This is a genomic window from Mycobacterium sp. NPDC003449 (assembly GCF_053588415.1).
Map to the genome: position 1 here is coordinate 12,526 of NZ_JBSFPX010000071.1, position 19,140 is coordinate 31,665.

Genomic DNA, 19,140 nt, shown 5'->3' on the forward strand with positions numbered 1-19,140 from the left:
AGTCCTTTGGTGAATTTCGGCCTACCGTCGCCGGCATGCAGATCACCGCCGACGAAGCTCGCACCCTCGGACCCCTGACCTGGCTGAAGAAGCCGGCCGTCGACGGCCCACCCGCCCAGCGCGACCCCAAGGTCGTCGAGCGGGTGTCACAGATGCTGCTCGACATCGAACGGGACGGCCTCGACGCCGTCCGCCGCTACGCCGACGAACTCGACGGGTGGACGGGCCCGCTGGAGATCGGCGCCGACGAACTCCGCAAGAGCGGTGACGCACTTCCCGGCGACGTCCGTGAGGCGCTGGAGCTGGGCCACGAACGCACCAACCGGTTCGCGATGGCGCAGCGGGAACGGCTGACCGATTTCGAGATCGAACTCGCCCCCGGGGTCAGCGGCGGGGTCCAGTACATCCCGGTGGGGCGGGTCGGCGCGTATCTGCCCGCCGGCCGTTTCCCACTGCTGGCCAGTGCGTTCATGACGGTCGGGGTCGCCAAGGCGGCCGGGGTGCCCACCGTGCTGGCCTGCACCCCGCCGTCGGGTGAGCACGGAGCGCACCCGGCCGTGTTGTACGGGGCCTACCTGTCGGCCGCCGACCGGGTGTTCGCGATCGGCGGCGTACAGGCCTTGGGCGCCATGGCATTCGGGCTGGTCGGTGACGGCCCGGTCGACATGCTCGTCGGCGCGGGTAACGCCTTCGTCACCGAAGCCAAACGCCAGTTGTTCGGCCGGGTCGGCATCGACCTGCTGGCCGGCCCGTCCGAGGTCGCGGTGCTTGCCGACGCCACCGCGGACCCGGAATGGGTGGCCGCCGACCTGCTGGGCCAGGCCGAGCACGGGCCGAACTCCCCGGCGGCGCTGATCACGACGTCGGAGACGCTGGGCCGCAAGGTGATCGAGGCCATCGACCGGCAGTTGGAGACGTTGTCGACCCGCGAGATCGCCGGTGCGGCGTGGCGTGACTTCGGCTCGGTCATCCTCGCCCGCGACAGCGAGCAGGCCGCGGCCGTCGCCGACGTGCTGGGGCCCGAACATCTGGAGGTGCAGACCGGCGACGACGACTACTACCTCAAGAGCCTGCATAACTACGGCTCGCTGTTCCTGGGCCGGTGGAGCACCGTCGCGTACTCCGACAAGGGGATCGCCGGAACCAACCACGTTCTGCCGACCGGGAAGACGGCGCGCTACAACTCCGGACTGTCGGTCGCGCGTTTCGTCAAACCGCTGACCTACCAGCGGGCCGCACGCGAGGCCACGGCCGAGTTGGCGCCCGCGGTCGAACGGATCTCGGCATTCGAGGGTCTGGCGGCCCATGAGGCGACGGCGACCATCAGGATCGAGGAGGTCGGCCGTCACTCAGAGATTTTCGACGGCACCCAGGCGGCGAGCCGGCGATGAGCAGGACGTTGCGCGCATCCGCGGTCACCCCCGACATCCGGATCGGCGATCTCGACGGCAATCTCGCCCGGGCGCGCGCGGCGTTGCGGGCGATCGAGCCCGGCGGACCGCATCTCGTCGTGCTGCCCGAACTCGCCACCAGCGGCTACGTTTTCACCGGCCCCGACGAGGCCCGTTCGCTGGCACTGCCCGCGGACGATGACAGGCTGACCTCGCTGGCCGACGACGTGCCCGCCGATGCGGTGGCGGTGATCGGGTTCTGCGAGGCGGCCGGGGAGCTGTTGTACAACTCGGCGATCGTGCTCGGTGACGGCCGGGTGCTCGGCGTCTACCGCAAGGCCCACCTGTGGGCCGCCGAGCCGGAGGTCTTCGCCGCCGGTTCCGAGGCGGGGACCGTGATCGACACCCCGGTCGGCAGGCTCGGCGTCGCGATCTGTTACGACAACGAATTCCCGGAACTGCCAAGGCGACTCGCACTCGCCGGGGCCGAGGTCCTTGCCCTTCCGGTGAACTGGCCGCTGGTCGAGCGGCCGGCGGATGAGCACGCCCCCGAGGTCATCCAGGCGATGGCGGCGGCGCGGTCCTCGCGGTTGGCCACCGTGATCGCCGACCGGCGCGGTGCCGAACGCGGCGTGCCGTGGACCGGGGGCACCACCGTGATCGGGCCGGACGGCTGGATCCGCGCGGTCCCGCAGGCCGACGGCACGGTCGCCACCACGCTGCTCGAACTCACCGGGGACACTTCGATCGGTGAGCTCAACGACGCGCTCGGTGATCGCAGGCCGGACCTGTACGGGGACCTCGCGGTGCCCAACATCCTTGAGCAGGAATGAGAAACGTATGCCCACCGACTCTGCAGCTATCGAATCGAAGTCGATCGACTGGATTCCGCTCGACGAACGCCGCGGCAAACCGTCCATGCTGTTCCCGCTGTGGTTCATGTCGAATGCCAACCTCACCACCCTGGCCACCGGAATGGTGGGCGCCTCCCTTGGCGCCTCGTTCGCGACGTCGCTGCTGGCGATCCTGCTCGGCGCCGCCGTCGGCACCGTGTTCACCGCATTCCACTCGGCCCAGGGGCCGCAGCTGGGTCTGCCGCAGATGATCCAGTCCCGCGCCCAGTTCGGGTACCGAGGCGTCGTGGTGATCTGTGCCGTCGTCATCTTCAGCATCGTCGGCTTCAACATCTTCAACCAGATCCTGGCCGGGGACGTGCTGACCCTCACCACCGGGACCGACGCGCGCGATCTGTGGTTCGTGATCATCACGGCCCTGGCCCTGACCCTCGCGATCTACGGCTACCACTGGATCCACCGGTTCCAGAACTGGCTCACCTGGCTGTTTCTCGCGACATTCGGGGTCTTCACCCTCGCCGCGCTGTTCTCCTCGGACCTGCCGGCCGGGCAGTTCGGTTTCGCCGGCTTCAGCTGGCCGGCGTTCCTGGTCCAGTTCGCGGCGGCCGCCGCCTACGCGCTGGGGTGGGCGCCGTACGTGTCCGACTACTCGCGGTATCTGCCGCCGCAAACCAGCCCGGGCAGGGCGCTGTTCTACACCTACAGCGGGGTTTTCGTGGGCGGTGCCTGGCTGATGATCCTTGGCGCGTTCGTCGGTGCACTGTTCGCCGACGTGTCACCGCTGGAAGCGGTCCGGCAGGCGGCCGACGGCATCCTGCCCGGATCGGGCCTGTGGCTGCTCATCGCGGCGCTGCCGGGCCTGGTCACGGTCATCACGGTGAACATCTACGCGTCGTCGATCGAGTTGATCACGATCCTCGACTCGTTCCGCGCGGTCGTCCCGACCCGCAGGCTGCGCATCGTGTCGTGCACCGTGATCGCCCTGGCCGGCTTGCTGGGCGCGGTGCTGAGTACCGGTGAATTCCTGTCGAACTTCAGCAGTTTCCTGGTGGTGCTGCTGTACCTGCTGGTGCCGTGGACCTCGGTGAATCTGGTCGACTACTACTTCGTCCGGCGGGGCCGCTACGCGATCCGCGAGATCTTCGTCCCGCGCGGCGGGGTGTACGGCACCTGGGGCTGGCGCGGGCTGGCTGCGTACGCGATCGGCATCGTCGCGATGATCCCGTTCGTGGTGACCGTCTGGTACACCGGGCCGGTGGCGCGGGCGATCGGCGACGTGGACATCGCGCTATTCGTCGGGCTGTTCGCCTCGGCGATCGCCTACCTCCTGATGGCCCGATCCCTCGACCTCGCAGGCGAAGACGCCAGGGCACGCAGCGACGCGCTCGAGCACGGCGTCGAGGCGGTCAGCTTCGCATCGGCCCGCCCGGCCGATCAGGGCAGCTGACGCAGCCGGCGGGCCCTGGACACCGCCTCGTGCCGGGTGCGGGCCCCGAGTTTGGCCGCCGCACTGCGCAGATAACTCTTCACCGTCTCCGGGCGCAGGCAAAGGCGTTCGGCTGCTTCGGCATTGGTGCAGCCCAGGGCGACCTGGGCCAGCACGTCGACCTCCCGGGCGGTCAGCGGTGCGCTGGTGGGTACCTCACCGCACAGCGCGGCCGCCAACCGGTCGGCGAGGTCGCGCAGCGGCGCCGCCAGCCCCGCGTTGTCGGCGGCCAGTCGGCGCAGATCGGCGTGTACCTCGCGGATCTGCTCGGTGTCGGCGGGCCGGTCGGCGAAGCCGGTCAGCGCGGCCTCGCGCATCCGCATCCGGCGGTCCACCTCGTCGCGCACCCGGAGTTCCTCACTCAACCGCCGCGCCGAGGCCAGCATCGCGGCCGCGGTTTGGTCACCGATGGGTGCGCTGCTGCGGTACGCGCCGTACAGCACCGCCCGTGACGTACCGGCCACCACGACCGGGACCGCCAGGATCGACCGGATGCCCTCGGACAGGACGGGCCCGTCGTAGTCGTGGGTGATGGTCGAGGCCCGCCGGTAGTCGGGCACCGAGATGGGCCGACGCGCCACCAGCGTCGCACCGCCGAGCCCGGTGCTCGGCCGCACCGCCAGCCCGCGCATCGCGCCGGTGCGGGTGCCGAAGAACTCGCTGAGCAGCAGGGTGTCCCCGTGCACCTCGCCGCCGAAGGTCATCGGCAGCCCGGTGTCGGTGGCCATCCGGCGCAGTTCGGCGCGGACCGCGTCGGCGTCGCGCGGCCGCAGCGGCGAGGGGTGCATCGCTGATACCCACTTTCGGGGGTAGCGGTCCGGCAAGTGTGACGTAGAGCATAGCTGTCATGAACGCCAACGCCAGCAACACGGACCTCTACCGCATCGCCCGTGATCAGCTCGTGGCGAGCATCGCCGACTACGACAAGGCCGTCGAGGTGTTCACCTGGCCCGAGCTGACCGGCACCTTCAACTGGGCGATCGACTGGTTCGACGCCATCGCCCGCGGCAATGACCGGACCGCGCTGTGGATCGTCGAGGAGGACGGTTCCGAGCTGCGGGTGAGCTTCGACGAGATGTCGCGGCGGTCCGACCGGGTGGCGACCTGGCTGCGCGGTCTCGGTGTCGGCAAGGGCGACCGGGTCATCCTGATGCTCGGCAACCAGGTCGAACTGTGGGAGGCGATGCTGGCCGTCGGCAAGCTGGGTGCCGTCGTCATGCCGACCACGGGCGCGTTGGGCGCGGCCGATCTGGCCGACCGGATCGGCCGGGGCGGCGCGGGGGTCGTGATCGTCAACGCCGCCGACACCGGCAAGTTCGACGACGTCGCCGGCGACTACACCCGCGTTGCGGTGGGCGCCCCGGTGGAGGGCTGGCACGCCTACGCCGACGCCTACGGCGTCGAGCCGGACGAGTTCCAGGCCACCACCTCGGTCGAGGACACCATGCTGATCTACTTCACCTCGGGCACCACGAGCAGGCCCAAACTGGTCGAGCACTCCCAGGTCAGTTATCCGGTCGGGCATCTGTCGACGATGGCCTGGATCGGGGTGAAACCCGGCGATGTGCACCTGGCGATCAGCTCGCCCGGTTGGGCCAAGCACGCCTGGAGTTGCTTCTTCGCTCCCTGGATCGCCGAGGCCACCATCTTCGTCTACAACTACGCCCGGTTCGACGCCGCGGCGCTGCTCGGCCAGCTGCGCCGGGCCGGGGTCAACACCTTCTGCGCGCCGCCGACGGTGTGGCGCATGCTCATCCAATCCGACCTCGGCACCAAACCGGCCGGGCTGCGCGAAATCCTCGGCGCCGGCGAACCGCTCAACCCCGATGTCATCGCCCAGGTCGAACGGGCCTGGGGGCTGACCATCCGCGACGGGTTCGGCCAGACCGAGACCACCCTGTCGGTCGGTAACACACCCGGGCGGCCGGTCAAGCCCGGTTCGATGGGCCGGCCGATGCCGGGCGTGCCGGTGGTGCTGGTCGATCCGGTCACCGGGGTGCCCGCCGACGAGGGCGAGATCTGCCTGGACCTCTCGAAACGCCCGCGCAACCTGATGACCCGTTATCTCGGTGACCCGCAGCGCAATGCGGCGGTCATGGCAAGTGGCTACTACCACACCGGGGATGTCGCAGCCCGCGACGAGGACGGCTACATCACCTACATCGGCCGCACCGACGACGTGTTCAAGTCCAGCGACTACAAGGTGTCGCCGTTCGAGCTGGAGAGTGTGCTGATCGAGCATCCGGCGGTGGTCGAGGCCGCGGTGGTGCCGCAGCCCGACGACACCCGGCTGGCGGTGCCCAAGGCATACGTTGCGCTCGCCGACGGGTGGGAGGCCAACGCCGACACCGCGAAAGCGGTGCTGGCCTATGCGCGCGACCACCTCGCCCCCTACCTCAAGGTGCGCCGGGTCGAGTTCTTCGACCTGCCCAAGACCATCTCCGGCAAGATCCGTCGGGTCGAGCTCCGCAACCGCGAGGACGCGGCACATCAAGCCGGGGAGAAGATTTCGACCGAGTACCGATATGAGGACCTGCTCTGATGAAATCCTATGACGCCGGACCCACCGACGCGGCGATCCTGGAGGAGACGATAGGGGCGAACTTCGAGCGGATCGAGGCGGCCACCCCGGATGCCGAGGTGCTGGTCGAGGCGGCGACCGGCCGGCGATGGACCTACGCCGAGCTCGGCGCCGAGATCGACGCGGTGGCCCGGGGTCTCATGGCGCTGGGGGTGCAGCAGGGCGACCGGGTCGGCATCTGGGCACCGAACTGCGCCGAGTGGATCATGGTGCAGTTCGCCACCGCCAAGATCGGGGCGATCCTGGTCAACATCAACCCGGCGTACCGCACCCACGAACTGGCCTATGTGCTGCAGCAGTCCGGGATCCGCACGCTGATCGCGGCGACCGCGTACAAGAGTTCGGACTACGTGACGATGGTGGCCGAGGTGCGCGCGGACTGTCCGGCGCTCAAGGACATCCTGTTCCTCGGGACGCTGGACTGGTACGGGCTGCGCGAGGACCAGGTGGAGGACGCCGAGTTGCGCGATCGGATGGCGCGGCTGGCCAACACCGATCCTATCAACATTCAATATACCTCGGGGACAACAGGTTTCCCCAAGGGTGCGACGCTGAGCCACTGCAACATCCTCAACAACGGATTCTTCGTCACCGAGCTGATCAACCTGACCGCGGACGACCGGCTGTGCATCGTGCCGCCCTTCTACCATTGCTTCGGGATGGTGATGGGGACCCTCGGCGCGGTCACGCACGGGGCCACGATCGTCATCCCCGCCCCCGGATTCGAGCCGGGCGCCACGCTGGCCGCGATCGACGCCGAGCGGTGCACCGGGGTGTACGGGGTGCCGACCATGTTCCTCGCCATGCTGGGTCACCCCGACTTCGCCGACTTCGATCTGACCTCGCTGCGAACCGGCATCATGGCCGGGTCGGTGTGCCCGGTCGAGGTGATGAAACGTGTTGTGGCCGATATGCATATGGCCGAACTCGCGATCTGCTACGGCATGACCGAGACGTCGCCGGTGTCCTGTCAGACGTTGATCGACGACGACCTGGAACGGCGCACCGCCACCATCGGCCGGGCCCACCCGCACGTCGAGATCAAGATCGTCGACCCGGGGACCGGGGACACCGTCGAGCGGGGCACGCCCGGCGAATTCTGCACCAGGGGTTACTCGGTCATGCTCGGGTACTGGGACGAGCCCGCCAAAACCTCCGAGGCGATCGACGCCGACGGTTGGATGCACACCGGTGACCTCGCCGTCATGCGTGAGGACGGTTACTGCACGATCGTCGGCCGGATCAAGGACATGGTGATCCGCGGCGGCGAGAACGTCTATCCGCGGGAGGTCGAGGAGTTCCTCTACACCCATCCCGATGTCGACGATGCACAGGTGATCGGGGTGCCCGATCAGCGCTACGGCGAGGAGGTCTGCGCCTGGATCCGGATGAAGCCCGGGCGGGCGCCGCTGGACGCCGATGCGGTCCGGGCCTTCGCGGAGGGCAAGCTGGCCCACTACAAGATCCCGCGGTATGTGCACATCGCCGAGGAGTTCCCGATGACCGTCACCGGCAAGGTTCGCAAGGTCGATATGCGGGCCGAGACCGTCAAACTGCTCGGGCTCGACGCCGAATAGGCGTAGCCGACCCGGGCTCGGACCGGGGAGCGATGATTTTCGCGTTCGCAGGCGATCTACCTGATATGAGGTTTTCTCCCGGCACGGCGGCGGTGGTCGGACGGCGGACCTGCGCGGTGCTCGCGGTGACATCGGCCGGCCTGCACACCACCATGCTGGGCCATGCCGGTAACCCGGTGACCGGGGGACTCCTCGCGGTGATGATCGTCGGGTGCCTGTACTGCGCGCGTCATCTGTGGCGGCGCGGCACACCCGGGATCTGGTGCACGGTCGCTTTGATGAACCTCGCGATGATCGCGCTGCACACCCCGCTGCCCGCGCATCATCACGGGTCCGAGGCCCAGGCGGCGCACCAGTCCCCGGTGATGACGCTGACCGTGCTGGTCGCGCTGGTGGAGGTGGTGATCGCCGCGACCGTGCTCTACTGCCGCACCCGCAACCGGAGCGGCGTCCTCACCGACGAAGCCGCACCGAGATTCACTTCAGGGACAAATTCGGCGCCGATTTTGTCCCTGAAGTGAATCTCGGTGAGCCGGACTGAGCCGGCCCGTCGCTCACAGCGCTCGCCCTCGCATAACCTGGCGCCCGTGATCCCGCAGCCCGAAGACCTTGCCACCGTTCGCGATTCCTACGACCGGGTCGCCGACAACTACGTCGACATGGTGACCACGACCGGTATCGGCGACATCCGCACCCACCCCTGGTTGAAGGCGGCGATCGACGTTTTCGCCGATGCGGTGGCCGGTCTGGGCCCGGTCCTCGACGTCGGGTGTGGGCCGGGCACCGTGACCGGCTACCTGGCCGAGCGTGGGGTGAACGCGTCCGGCGTCGACCTGTCGCCTCGGATGATCGAGCATGCCCGCAGGCGGTATCCGGAGTGTGAGTTCACCGTCGGTTCGGCGACCGAACTCGAGCTGACGGAGTCCTCGCTCGGCGGCGTGCTGGGCTGGTGGTCGCTGTTCAATCTGCCCCGCGACGTGCTGCCCTGGGTGTTGACGTCGTTCGCGACGGCGCTGCGGCCGGGGGGTCAGTTGATCGTCGCGACGCACGTGGGCGACGACGATATCGTGCGCACCGAGGCCTACGGCGGGGTGCCGGTCGAGTGGACGACCTACCAGTGGCGGCCCGAGCAGCTCACCGACCTGGTCACGCGGACGGGGCTGAAGCCGGTGGCCGAGCTGCGGCTGCCCGCCGACGGTCAGGTCGGTCCGGTGGTGGTTCTGGTCGCCGAACGCGGTGCCGACGGTTAGGCCTCCAGTTCCCCCAGGATCCCGCGCTCGATGGCGGCCCGGGTGCCCGCGGGCAGGACCATCAGCCCGTCGAGTTCCCGCTGGGCCCGGGTGTAGGCGTTCTGCCGTTCCTGCGGGGTGGCGGCGTCGTCGGAGGCCAACCGCAGCAGTTGCTGGGCGCGGGCCAGGCGCTCCTGCGCCTCGGCCGAGAAGTCGCTGCGTCGCCTGCGGACGGCTTCGGCCTCGGCGATATCGAATGCGGTGACGTAGTCGTGCACGGCGTCGCGGTATTCCAGTCGGGTGTTGCGGTCGGGGTCGGCGCCCGGATCGGGCCGCAGCAGATCGGCGCGGCCGCGGGCCTTGTGGAAGGCGATGGTGAGCGGGTCACGCATATCGGTCATCAGCGGGAAATCCAGCAGTTTGGCGATGTCCATCTCGTAGTCCAGCCACCGGGTGTTCGTCCGGTCGTGCGTGTCGAGCAGTTTGGACAGTTCGCGCCGGCCTGCGGCGTCGGTGGATTGCGCTGACGACGCCGCCCGGGCCATCTCGACCTTGGTTTGCTGCTTGATCCGGTAGCGCTCCAGCCTGCGCTCGGCGCGTCGTTCATTGGCGGCCGCCACGGCCCGCACACCGCCGCCGATCACCCCGCCGAGCGGAAAGATCAGCCACCAGAAGTTCCCCGCGAAATGCAGCAGAGGTTCCACAAACCCCAGAATGCCATTCCCTGTGGAGCCCCAACGGATGTGTTGTGATTGGCGCATGTCGCAGCTAAGTCCGGACCCGGACGCCGGCGAGGACGAGCAAAAGCCACCGGCGATCACGGCCAGGGGCATCACGATGCGCGGGCCGTGGGGCCCGGTCTACGGCCCCATCGATCTCGACATCGCCGAGGGCGGGGTGACCGTGCTCCGCGCGCCCTCGGGCACCGGTCGCACGGCGCTGTTGATGACCCTGGCCGGCCGGATGCGTCCGGCCGGCGGTTCGCTGACGGTGTTCGGGCGGGACCGGGCCGCCAGGATCTTCCGCGTCGCGGCGCTGGCCGGCATCGAAGAGCTCGACACGGTCGCCGAATCGGTGACGGTACGGGACCTGGTCACCGAACAACGGCGCTGGGACGCGGCCTGGTACCGGTTGGTGCCCCGCGCCGACGAGGACGCGCTGGCCGCGATGTGCGCACCGGTCTTCGGCGACCTGCCGCTGCCGCGCCTGACCGAGTATTTCGAGGCGCTGACCGAGCTCGACCAGATCCTGCTGCGGATCGCCCTGGCCAACACCGCGACCCCGCCCCTGCTGGTGGTCGGCAACCTCGACCACCTGACCGATGACCGCAACCGCGACGTCGTGCTGGGCCGACTGATCGCCCTCGGACAGCAGCAAACCGTCGTCACCGCAACCGTCAACGAGGTGGCCAACCCCGGGGTGACCCAACTGACCGTGCCGAACACGAGTCCCGCCGAACCGGCCGGGGCGCAGAGAGGTGGCGAGTAGCCGTGTTAGCCGGAATGTCACTGGGCACCGACCTGAAACGGTTCTCGCGGGGCATGATGCCGCGCGTTGCGCTGGTCACCATCATCCTCATGCCGTTGCTGTACGGCGCGATGTACCTGTGGGCGTTCTGGAACCCGTTCGGCGAGGTCTCCAAGGTTCCGGTGGCGCTGGTCAACGAGGACCAGGGCGCGGTGGCCGAGGGGCAGCGGATCGAGGCGGGCGACGAGGTAGCCGACGCCCTGGTCGATTCGGGCCAGATGCAGCTGCATCGGGTGTCGGCGGCCGAGGCCGCCGACGGGGTGGCCAGCGGCAAATACTATTTCTCGATCACGCTGCCGTCCGATTTCAGCGCCGCCATCACCTCGCCCGCCGGTGGTTCACCGGAGCAGGCCACGCTGCGCTTCACCTTCAACGACGCCAACAACTATCTGGGCTCGATCATCGGGCAGAACGCCGCGCGCGAGGTGATCAACCAGGTCAACAGCCGCGTCGGGGAACGCACCATCGGCACCGTGCTGACCGGTTTGACCGACGCGGGCGCCGGGCTCAAGCAGGCCGCGGGCGGGGCGCGGCAACTGGCCGACGGGACCACCGCGGCCAACGACGGGGCACATCGGCTGGCCTCCGGCGCGGACGCGTTGACGGCGGGTCTGGTCACCGCCCGCGACGGCTCGGCCCAGCTGGCCGCGGGCACCAAACAGCTGTCCACGGCCGTCGACACCGCCACCGATCCGCTGCTGACCGTGCTCGATCGGGTCGGGGGCCTTGGCCTCGACCCCGACGAGGTCGGCATGGCCGCACAACGGTTGTCGGGTGCGGTGCGCTCGACCAGTGACCGCATCGCGGCCCTCAACATCGACCAGGCGCAGGCGGCGGCGATCGTCGACCAGGCGGTCGGCATGCTGCGCAACAGCGCCGACCCGACGGCCCGTGACACCGGGGAGTTCCTGGCAGGCGCCCAGCGGCTGATGCAGGCCCGCGGTCTCGACCCGACCACCGACGAAGGTCTGATCCGGTTGCGCGACAACGCGGCCCAGCTGGAGAACGAACTCGGCGATCCCAACAGCAAGCTGCGGGTGTTCATCACCAGGGCGCTCAACGGTGGGCTGCGCGCCGACGTCGTCAAACTGCGCGACGGCGCACATCAACTCGACAACGGTGCGCGCAAGCTCAACGGCGGCCTGGTTCAGTTGACCAACGGCGGCCGCCAATTGTCCAGCGGGTCACACGAACTCGCCAACGGCACGCAGCGGCTGCAGGACGGCAGCCAGGAGCTGGCGTCCAAGCTGACCGAAGGCTCCACCCGGGTCCCGTCGTGGACCCCGCAGCAGCGCACCGAGGTGGCCCGCACCGTGGCCGCCCCGGTCGCGCTCGACATGCAGACACACAATCAGGCCGCCACCTTCGGCACCGGATTCGCCCCGTTCTTCCTGCCGCTGGCGCTGTTCATCGGCGCGCTGATCATCTGGATGTTGTTGACACCATTGCAATCTCGCCCCGTCGTCAACGGGCTTGGGGCGATCCGGGTGGCGCTCGCGTCCTACTGGCCCGCGCTGCTGATCGTGGTCTGCCAGGTGGCGGTGATGTATCTGGTGGTCCATTTCGGCGTCGGACTGCAGGCCAAGTACCCGTTGGCCACGGTGGCCTTCCTGGTGTTGGTCGGGTCGACCTTCCTGGCGCTGATCCAGGCGTTCAACGCGGTGTTCGGGGTGTCGGTCGGCCGCGTCGTCACCCTGGCGTTCCTGATGCTGCAACTGGTGTCGGCCGGCGGCATCTACCCGGTGGAGACCACGGCCAAGCCGTTCCAGATCCTGCACCCGGTCGACCCGATGACCTACGCCGTCAACGGGCTTCGCCAGCTGATCGTCGGCGGTATCGACTCGCGGCTCTGGATCGCCATCGCGGTGTTGCTCGCCGTGCTGGCGGTATCGCTGGGCGCCAGTTCGTGGGCGGCGCGAAGAAACCGGCAGTACACCATGGACCGGCTGCACCCGCCGATCGAGGTGTGACGCGGCTCAGAGCCCGATCCGGCGGTAGCGCTCCAGCCGGGTCCGCAACCGCTGATCGGCCGGTACCGACCGCAGCCGGTACAGCTCGGTGGCGATCGCGCCCGACAACCTGGCGGTGAACTGTCTTGGCTCATCGGCGGCGTCGGGCTGCTCGGGTACCACGACGTCGACGATGCCGTGGCGCAACAGATCCACCGATCGGACCCCCTGCGCGGCAGCCAGTTCCGCGGCGTGCTCGGTGTCGCGGTAGACGATCGCACTGGCACCCTCGGGCGGCAGCGGGGCCAGCCAGCCGTTCGACGCGGCCAGCACCCGATCGGCGGGCACCATCGCCAGTGCCGGCCCGCCGCTGCCCTGGCCCATGAGCACCGACACCGTCGGGGTGTCCAGGGTGACGAGTTCGGCCAGGCACCGGGCGATCTCGCCGGCCAGCCCGCCCTCCTCGGCCTCGGTCGACAGCGCGGGCCCCGCGGTGTCGATCACCAGCACCAGCGGCAGCCGCAACTCCGCGGCCAGCGCCATCCCGCGCCGGGCCTCCCGCAGTGCGCCGGGGCCGACCAGCCCACCGACGATGCGGCGCTGCCCGACCACCACCGCGGGCTGCCCGGAGAACCGGGCCAGCGCCAGCAGCGTCGTCGCGGCCTCGCCCCGCTCGGTCCCCGACAACAGCACCCGGTCCGTCGCACCGTGCTTGAGCAGAAAGGCGACGCCGGGCCGGTCCGGGCGTCGGGAGGCCAGCACCGAATCCCAGGCCGGGGTATCGGGCAGCGGTTCGGGCGCTGCGGCGGCCGGGGGTGGGGCAGGAGTGTCCAAGACCACCCGCAGCGTGCGGTCCAGGGTGTCGCGCAGCAGCTCCGGCGGCACCACCCCATCGATGACGCCGTGGGCGTGCAGGTTCTCCGCGGTCTGGATGCCGGACGGGAACGGCTCGCCGTACAGGTGCTCGTAGACCCGCGGCCCGAGGAAGCCGATCAGGGCGCCCGGCTCGGCCGCGGTGACGTGCCCGAGCGAACCCCACGACGCGAACACCCCGCCGGTGGTCGGATGCCGCAGGTAGACCAGGTACGGCAGATGAGCCTGTTTGTGTAGTTCGACGGCCGCGGCGATCTTCACCATCTGCAGGAAGGCGACCGTACCCTCCTGCATGCGGGTGCCGCCCGAGCTGGGCGAGGCCAGCAACGGCAGCCGTTCGGCGGTGGCCCGCTGCACCGCGACGATGATCCGCTCGGCAGCGGCCACCCCGATCGACCCGGCCAGGAAGTCGAACTCGCAGGCCACGACCGCGACGCGGCGCCCGAACACGGTCCCCTCGCCGGTCAGCACCGACTCGTCCAGCCCGGTCTTGGCCGCCGCGCCGGCCAACTCGCGCCGGTACTCGTCGCTGGTGGCGACGGCCAGCGGGGGTGCGTCCCAGCTGCGGTAAGAGCCCTCGTCCAGGACAGCATCACGAAGCGCCAGGGCGCCGATCCGACTCACCCGTCGAGCCTATATAGGCTGGCTCCATGATTGGTGTCACCAGAGACGGCAGTGTCCTGACCCTGGAACTGCAACGACAGGACCGGCGCAACGCGCTGAACTGCGAACTCGTCGACAGCCTTCGCGAGGCGGTCGAGAATGCCGCCGACCAGGACATCCGGGCCATCGTGCTGACCGGCCAGGGTCCGGTGTTCAGCTCCGGCGCCGACCTCAGCGATGCCGCCGGGATGGCCGAGAAGCTGCCCGACAAGGCGTTGGCGCTCAACCTGGCCATCGACAAGGCGCCCGTTCCGGTCATCGGTGCGATCAACGGGCCCGCGATCGGCGCGGGCGTCATCCTGGCCATGATCTGTGATCTGCGGGTCGTCGCACCCGACGCCTACTTCCAATTCCCGGTCGCGAAATACGGTCTGGCGCTCGATAACTGGAGTATCCGGCGGCTGACATCGCTGGTCGGCCACGGCCGCGCCCGCGGCATGCTGCTGGGCGCGGAGCGGCTCACCTCCGACGTCGCGCTGCAGACCGGCATGGCCAACCGGATCGGCACGCCGGCCGATGCCCAGAAGTGGGCCGCCGAACTCGCCGGTTTCGCCCCGCTAGCGCTGCAGCACGCCAAGCGCGTGCTCAACGACGACGGCGCCTACGAGGAGCAGTGGCCGGCGCACAAGGAGCTGTTCGACAAGGCGTGGGCCTCCAGCGACGTGATCGAGGCGCAGGTCGCGCGGATCGAGAAGCGCCCACCGAACTTCACCGGGGCCTGAGATGCTGCGCGGGGTGCTGCGGTTCGCGGTTCGATCGGCCGCGCTGCTGGCCGGCGGCTGGTTGCTGCGCGCATTGAGCGGCACCCCGGCGGCGGTCGGTGCGCTGCCGCGCGACATCCGCCCCGTCGCGCGGCGCTCGCCGCAGTTCGACGGGGAGGTGTTCGTCAACGTCGAACCCGCCTCCCCGGGCATCAGCATGGACCGCGAGGAGCGGCGGGCGCTGGTCAGGGAGATATTCGGTTCGAAGGGGCCGAGCCGGCCGACCGGGCCGATACCGCTGGCCGAGCCGGCCGACGGCGAGGCGGAATCGTGCGCGGTGTCCTGGTACGGCCACTCCACCGCGCTGCTCGAGATCGACGGATACCGGGTGCTGACCGATCCGATCTGGAGCCGGCGCTGCTCGCCGTCGCGGGTGGTCGGCCCGCTGCGGCTGCACGAGCCGCCGCTGCCGTTGGAGGCGCTGCCCGCGGTGGACGCGGTGCTCATCAGCCACGACCACTACGACCACCTCGACATCGATACCGTCCTCGGCCTGGCCCGCACCCAGCGGTCGCCGTTCGTCGTGCCGCTCGGAATCGGCGCACATCTGCGTAAGTGGGGGATTCCCGAGGACCGCATCGTCGAGCTGGACTGGAACGAAAGCCACCGGATCGGCGAACTGACGCTGGTCTGCACCCCGGCACGGCACTTCTCGGGCCGGCTGTTCCGGCGCAACACCACGCTGTGGGCGTCCTGGGCCATTCTCGGTCCCGGGCACCGGGCGTTCTTCGGCGGCGACACCGGCTACACCAAGGCCTTCAGCGAAATCGGTTCCGAACACGGTCCTTTCGATCTGACCCTGCTACCGGTCGGGGCCTACCACCCGGCCTGGCCGGATATCCACATGAATCCCGAGGAGGCGGTCCGCGCGCACCTCGATGTCACCGAATCCGGGCTGCTGGTGCCCATCCACTGGGCCACGTTCCGGCTGGCCCCGCATCCGTGGGCCGAACCGGTGCACCGGTTGCTCGCGGCGGCCGACCCGGCCGGGGTGCGGGTTGCGGTGCCCAAGCCCGGGCAGCGGGTCGACCGGGAATCGCCTGCGATCGACGCGTGGTGGCAGCTGTAAACCGCTAGCGTGCTGGCTGTGAGGCACATTCTGGCGACCACCGCCGCGGGTGCGATAGCCGTGCTGTTGGTCGGCTGTCACACCGCTGACCAGTCCGCGCCGCCGCGCTCCGAGGCACCGCCGCCGCTGGTGGCCGCGGTGCCGTTGCCCGAGAACGCGGTCGAGAACGCGGTGGCCCAGCTGGACGGCATCGCCGAGGAACTCATCCGCGATTCGGGCATCCCGGGTATGGCAGTGGCCGTGGTGCATGGCGGTAAGACGGTGTATGCCAAGGGATTCGGTGTGCGGGATACGAGTGCCGGCGACGCCGAAGCCAACCGGGTCGACGCCGACACGGTGTTCCAGTTGGCGTCGTTGTCGAAATCCCTGTCCGCCACCGTCGTTGCGCACGAGGTGGGCAACGGGAAGATCGGCTGGGACACGCCGGTGGTGTCCGAACTGCCGTGGTTCGGCCTGTCCGATCCGGTCGTCACCACAATGGTCACGGTCGGTGACCTGTTCGCGCACCGGTCGGGCCTGCCCGATCACGCCGGGGACAAGTTGGAGGATCTGGGCTATGACCGCCACTACGTCCTGGACCATCTGCGCCGGCTGCCGCTCGACCCGTTCCGGATCTCCTACGCCTACACCAACTTCGGCCTCACCGCCGCGGCCGAGGCTGTCGCGACCGCTGCGGGGAAGACCTGGGAGCAGCTCAGCGAGGATGTGCTCTACCGGCCGCTGGGGATGGCGTCGACGAGTTCGCGCTTCGCCGACTATCGGTCCCGCACCGACCGGGCCGTCGGCCATATCCGGGTTCAAGACGGTTACCAAGCGAGGTACGTACGCGATCCCGACCCTCAGTCACCCGCGGGCGGGGTGAGCTCCTCGGTCAACGATGTCGCCCGCTGGCTGGCCATGGTGCTCGGCAACGGCTCGCTGGACGGTAAGCGGGTGATCGACGCGGACGCCCTGCTGCCCGCCGTCACCCCGCAGGTGGTGTCCAGCCGGGGCGCCGAGCCCGCGATGCGGTCCGGTTTCTACGGTTACGGATTCAACGTCGGCACCACCTCGGCTGCGCGCACCCAGCTCAGCCACTCCGGCGCCTTCGAACTCGGCGCCGGGACCAACTTCGTCATCATCCCGTCGGCGGATGTCGCTGTCGTGGCGCTGACCAATGCGACCCCGTCGGGCATTCCTGAAACCCTGACCGCCGAGTTCGCCGATCTGGTGCAGTTCGGTGAGATCCGCGAGGACTGGCGCACGTTGTACGCCGACGCGTTCGCCTCGATGGACGCGCCGGAAGGCGAGCTGGTGGGTAGGCAGCCGCCGGCCGATCCCGCAGCCGCCAAACCGCTTTCGTCATACACCGGCGTCTACCGTAATGATTACTGGGGACCGGCCACGGTATCCGAACAGGGTGGCACGCTGAGCCTGGCCCTGGGACACACGCTGCGGGTGCCGCTGCGGCATTGGGATGGTGACGTGTTCACTTTCGCGTTCACCACCGAGAACGCGCCGCCGGGAACGATCTCCAAGGCGACGTTCGCCGGGGGCCGGCTGACACTGGAGTACTACGACGAGGACGGAATGGGGACCTTCACCCGATGACCACGCTCACCGCCACCGGCCTCTCCGATGCCGACGTCGAACAGCGGATCGCCGAGGGCAAGACCAACGATGTGCCGACCCGCGCGGCGCGCAGCGTTTCGGATATCGTGCGGGGCAACGTCTTCACCCGGATCAATGCGATCCTCGGGGTGCTGTTCGTCATCGTGATGTCCACGGGCTCGGTGATCAACGGCGCGTTCGGCCTGCTGATCATCGCCAACAGCGCGATCGGCATCATCCAGGAGCTCCGGGCCAAGCAGACCCTCGACAAGCTGGCCATCGTCGGACAGGCGAAACCCACCGTGCGCAGGCAGTCGGGAACCCGGGCGGTGCTGCCCAGCGAGGTGGTGCTCGACGACATCATCGAACTGGGGCCCGGTGACCAGATCGTGGTCGACGGCGAGATCGTCGAGGAGGCCAACCTCGAGGTCGACGAATCGCTGCTCACCGGTGAGGCCGATCCCATCGCCAAAGATTCCGGCGACGCCGTCATGTCCGGGAGTTTCGTGGTCGCGGGCAGCGGGGCCTACCGGGCCACCAAGGTGGGGCACGAGGCCTACGCCGCCAAGCTCGCCGAGGAGGCCACCAAGTTCACCCTGGTGAAATCCGAACTACGCAACGGCATCAACAAGATCCTGCAGTTCATCACCTATCTGCTGGTCCCGGCCGGCCTGCTGACCATCTACACCCAGCTGTTCACCACCGACGCCGACTGGCGGGAAGCGGTGCTGCGCATGGTCGGGGCGCTGGTGCCGATGGTCCCCGAGGGCCTGGTGCTGCTGACCTCGATCGCGTTCGCGGTCGGTGTGGTCCGGCTGGGCCGGCGCCAGTGCCTGGTCAACGAGTTACCCGCGATCGAGGGCCTGGCCCGGGTCGACGTGGTGTGTGCCGACAAGACCGGCACGCTGACCGAGAACGGTATGCGGGTCAGCGATCTGCAGACCCTGACCCGCGATGACGTCGCCGAGGTGCTGTCGCAGCTGGCCGCCGACGACACCAGACCCAACGCGAGCATGGCCGCCATCGCCGAGGCGTACCAGTCTGCGCCGGGCTGGACCGCCACCGCGACCGCACCGTTCAAATCGGCCACCAAATGGAGCGGAGCCTCCTACGGTGAGCACGGGAACTGGGTGATCGGCGCACCGGATGTGTTGCTGGACGCCGGATCACCCGTGGCCGAACAGGCCGAGCAGATCGGTGCGCAGGGCCTGCGGGTGCTGTTGGTGGGCTCCTGCGATGTGCCCGTCGACGCCGCGGACGCCCCAGGCACGGTGACCCCGGTGGCGCTGGTGGTGCTCGAGCAGCGCATCCGTCCCGATGCCGGGGAAACCCTGGAGTACTTTGCCTCGCAGCATGTCTCGGTCAAGGTGATCTCCGGTGACAACGCGGTTTCGGTGGGTGCGGTTGCGGGTAAGCTCGGTCTGCACGGTGAGACGATGGACGCCAGGCGGCTTCCGCAGCAAACCGGGGAACTGGCCGCGGCACTGGATGAGTACACCACGTTCGGCCGGGTCCGCCCGGACCAGAAGCGCGCCATGGTGCACGCCCTGCAATCGCGCGGCCACACGGTGGCGATGACCGGCGACGGCG

16 protein-coding genes are annotated in these 19,140 nt (G+C 69.2%); 13 read left to right on the plus strand and 3 right to left on the minus strand.

Going from position 1 to position 19,140, the window contains the following annotated elements; genetic code table 11:
* Positions 1–35: 35 nt before the first annotated feature.
* The 3 genes from hisD to ACWDTP_RS18910 are packed head-to-tail and all read left to right on the plus strand — an operon-like array spanning position 36 to position 3,692.
* Positions 36–1,391, plus strand: a complete 1,356-nt coding sequence (hisD, locus tag ACWDTP_RS18900) for a histidinol dehydrogenase (RefSeq protein ID WP_450022453.1) — start codon at positions 36–38, stop codon at positions 1,389–1,391.
* Positions 1,388–2,224: a nitrilase-related carbon-nitrogen hydrolase gene (locus tag ACWDTP_RS18905; RefSeq protein WP_450022455.1), complete on the plus strand. Its 837-nt coding sequence runs from the start codon at positions 1,388–1,390 to the stop codon at positions 2,222–2,224. Before hisD ends, ACWDTP_RS18905 begins: the two co-directional genes overlap by 4 nt.
* 7 nt (positions 2,225–2,231) lie before the next feature.
* On the plus strand, positions 2,232–3,692 hold the full coding sequence (locus ACWDTP_RS18910) for a purine-cytosine permease family protein (RefSeq protein ID WP_450022457.1): 1,461 nt from the start codon (positions 2,232–2,234) through the stop codon (positions 3,690–3,692).
* Here the strand turns inward: ACWDTP_RS18910 and ACWDTP_RS18915 are convergent.
* Entirely contained in the window at positions 3,680–4,519 is an 840-nt protein-coding gene (locus ACWDTP_RS18915; RefSeq protein ID WP_450022459.1) for a LuxR C-terminal-related transcriptional regulator, read from the minus strand. The two genes, ACWDTP_RS18910 and ACWDTP_RS18915, sit on opposite strands and share 13 nt — an antisense overlap.
* Before the next feature lie 59 nt (positions 4,520–4,578).
* On the opposite strand from ACWDTP_RS18915, the gene ACWDTP_RS18920 reads away from it, so the two are divergent.
* The 4 genes from ACWDTP_RS18920 to ACWDTP_RS18935 all read left to right on the plus strand — a co-directional run bounded on the left by ACWDTP_RS18920 (position 4,579) and on the right by ACWDTP_RS18935 (position 9,139).
* Complete coding sequence (locus ACWDTP_RS18920; protein ID WP_450022460.1) at positions 4,579–6,273, plus strand: AMP-binding protein; 1,695 nt, start codon at positions 4,579–4,581, stop codon at positions 6,271–6,273.
* The gene (locus ACWDTP_RS18925; RefSeq protein WP_450022462.1) at positions 6,273–7,889 is read left to right on the plus strand and encodes an AMP-binding protein; all 1,617 of its coding nucleotides are present in this window, start codon (positions 6,273–6,275) and stop codon (positions 7,887–7,889) included. Before ACWDTP_RS18920 ends, ACWDTP_RS18925 begins: the two co-directional genes overlap by 1 nt.
* 65 nt (positions 7,890–7,954) lie before the next feature.
* Positions 7,955–8,410, plus strand: coding sequence for a hypothetical protein (locus tag ACWDTP_RS18930; protein WP_450022464.1), 456 nt, complete (start codon positions 7,955–7,957; stop codon positions 8,408–8,410).
* 66 nt (positions 8,411–8,476) lie between these two features.
* Complete coding sequence (locus ACWDTP_RS18935) at positions 8,477–9,139, plus strand: class I SAM-dependent methyltransferase (protein ID WP_450022466.1); 663 nt, start codon at positions 8,477–8,479, stop codon at positions 9,137–9,139.
* Here the strand turns inward: ACWDTP_RS18935 and ACWDTP_RS18940 are convergent.
* Positions 9,136–9,822, minus strand: coding sequence for a hypothetical protein (locus ACWDTP_RS18940; RefSeq protein ID WP_450022468.1), 687 nt, complete (start codon positions 9,820–9,822; stop codon positions 9,136–9,138). The genes ACWDTP_RS18935 and ACWDTP_RS18940 overlap by 4 nt on opposite strands.
* Positions 9,823–9,877: 55 nt before the next feature.
* Here ACWDTP_RS18940 and ACWDTP_RS18945 point away from each other — a divergent pair, with 55 nt between their 5' ends.
* Positions 9,878–10,606, plus strand: coding sequence for an ATP-binding cassette domain-containing protein (locus ACWDTP_RS18945; RefSeq protein ID WP_450022470.1), 729 nt, complete (start codon positions 9,878–9,880; stop codon positions 10,604–10,606).
* Between the two features lie 14 nt (positions 10,607–10,620).
* On the plus strand, positions 10,621–12,615 hold the full coding sequence (locus ACWDTP_RS18950) for a YhgE/Pip family protein (RefSeq protein WP_450022482.1): 1,995 nt from the start codon (positions 10,621–10,623) through the stop codon (positions 12,613–12,615).
* Positions 12,616–12,621: 6 nt separating this feature from the next.
* Here the strand turns inward: ACWDTP_RS18950 and ACWDTP_RS18955 are convergent, their stop codons facing one another.
* On the minus strand, positions 12,622–14,091 hold the full coding sequence (locus tag ACWDTP_RS18955) for a carboxyl transferase domain-containing protein (protein WP_450022472.1): 1,470 nt from the start codon (positions 14,089–14,091) through the stop codon (positions 12,622–12,624).
* A 26-nt stretch (positions 14,092–14,117) separates the two neighbouring features.
* Between ACWDTP_RS18955 and ACWDTP_RS18960 the strand changes: the two genes are divergently transcribed.
* The 4 genes from ACWDTP_RS18960 to ACWDTP_RS18975 form a co-directional block, all read left to right on the plus strand.
* Positions 14,118–14,852 (plus strand): enoyl-CoA hydratase, encoded by a 735-nt coding sequence (locus ACWDTP_RS18960; protein WP_450022474.1) that lies wholly within the window; start codon positions 14,118–14,120, stop codon positions 14,850–14,852.
* 1 nt (position 14,853) lies between these two features.
* A complete protein-coding gene (locus ACWDTP_RS18965) occupies positions 14,854–15,960 on the plus strand; it encodes an MBL fold metallo-hydrolase (RefSeq protein ID WP_450022476.1) in 1,107 nt (368 codons plus the stop codon).
* An 18-nt stretch (positions 15,961–15,978) separates the two neighbouring features.
* Positions 15,979–17,550, plus strand: a complete 1,572-nt coding sequence (locus ACWDTP_RS18970; protein WP_450022478.1) for a serine hydrolase — start codon at positions 15,979–15,981, stop codon at positions 17,548–17,550.
* Positions 17,547–19,140: HAD-IC family P-type ATPase (locus tag ACWDTP_RS18975; RefSeq protein ID WP_450022480.1), on the plus strand; the 1,594-nt coding region annotated here is incomplete at its 3' end. The genes ACWDTP_RS18970 and ACWDTP_RS18975, both read left to right, overlap by 4 nt.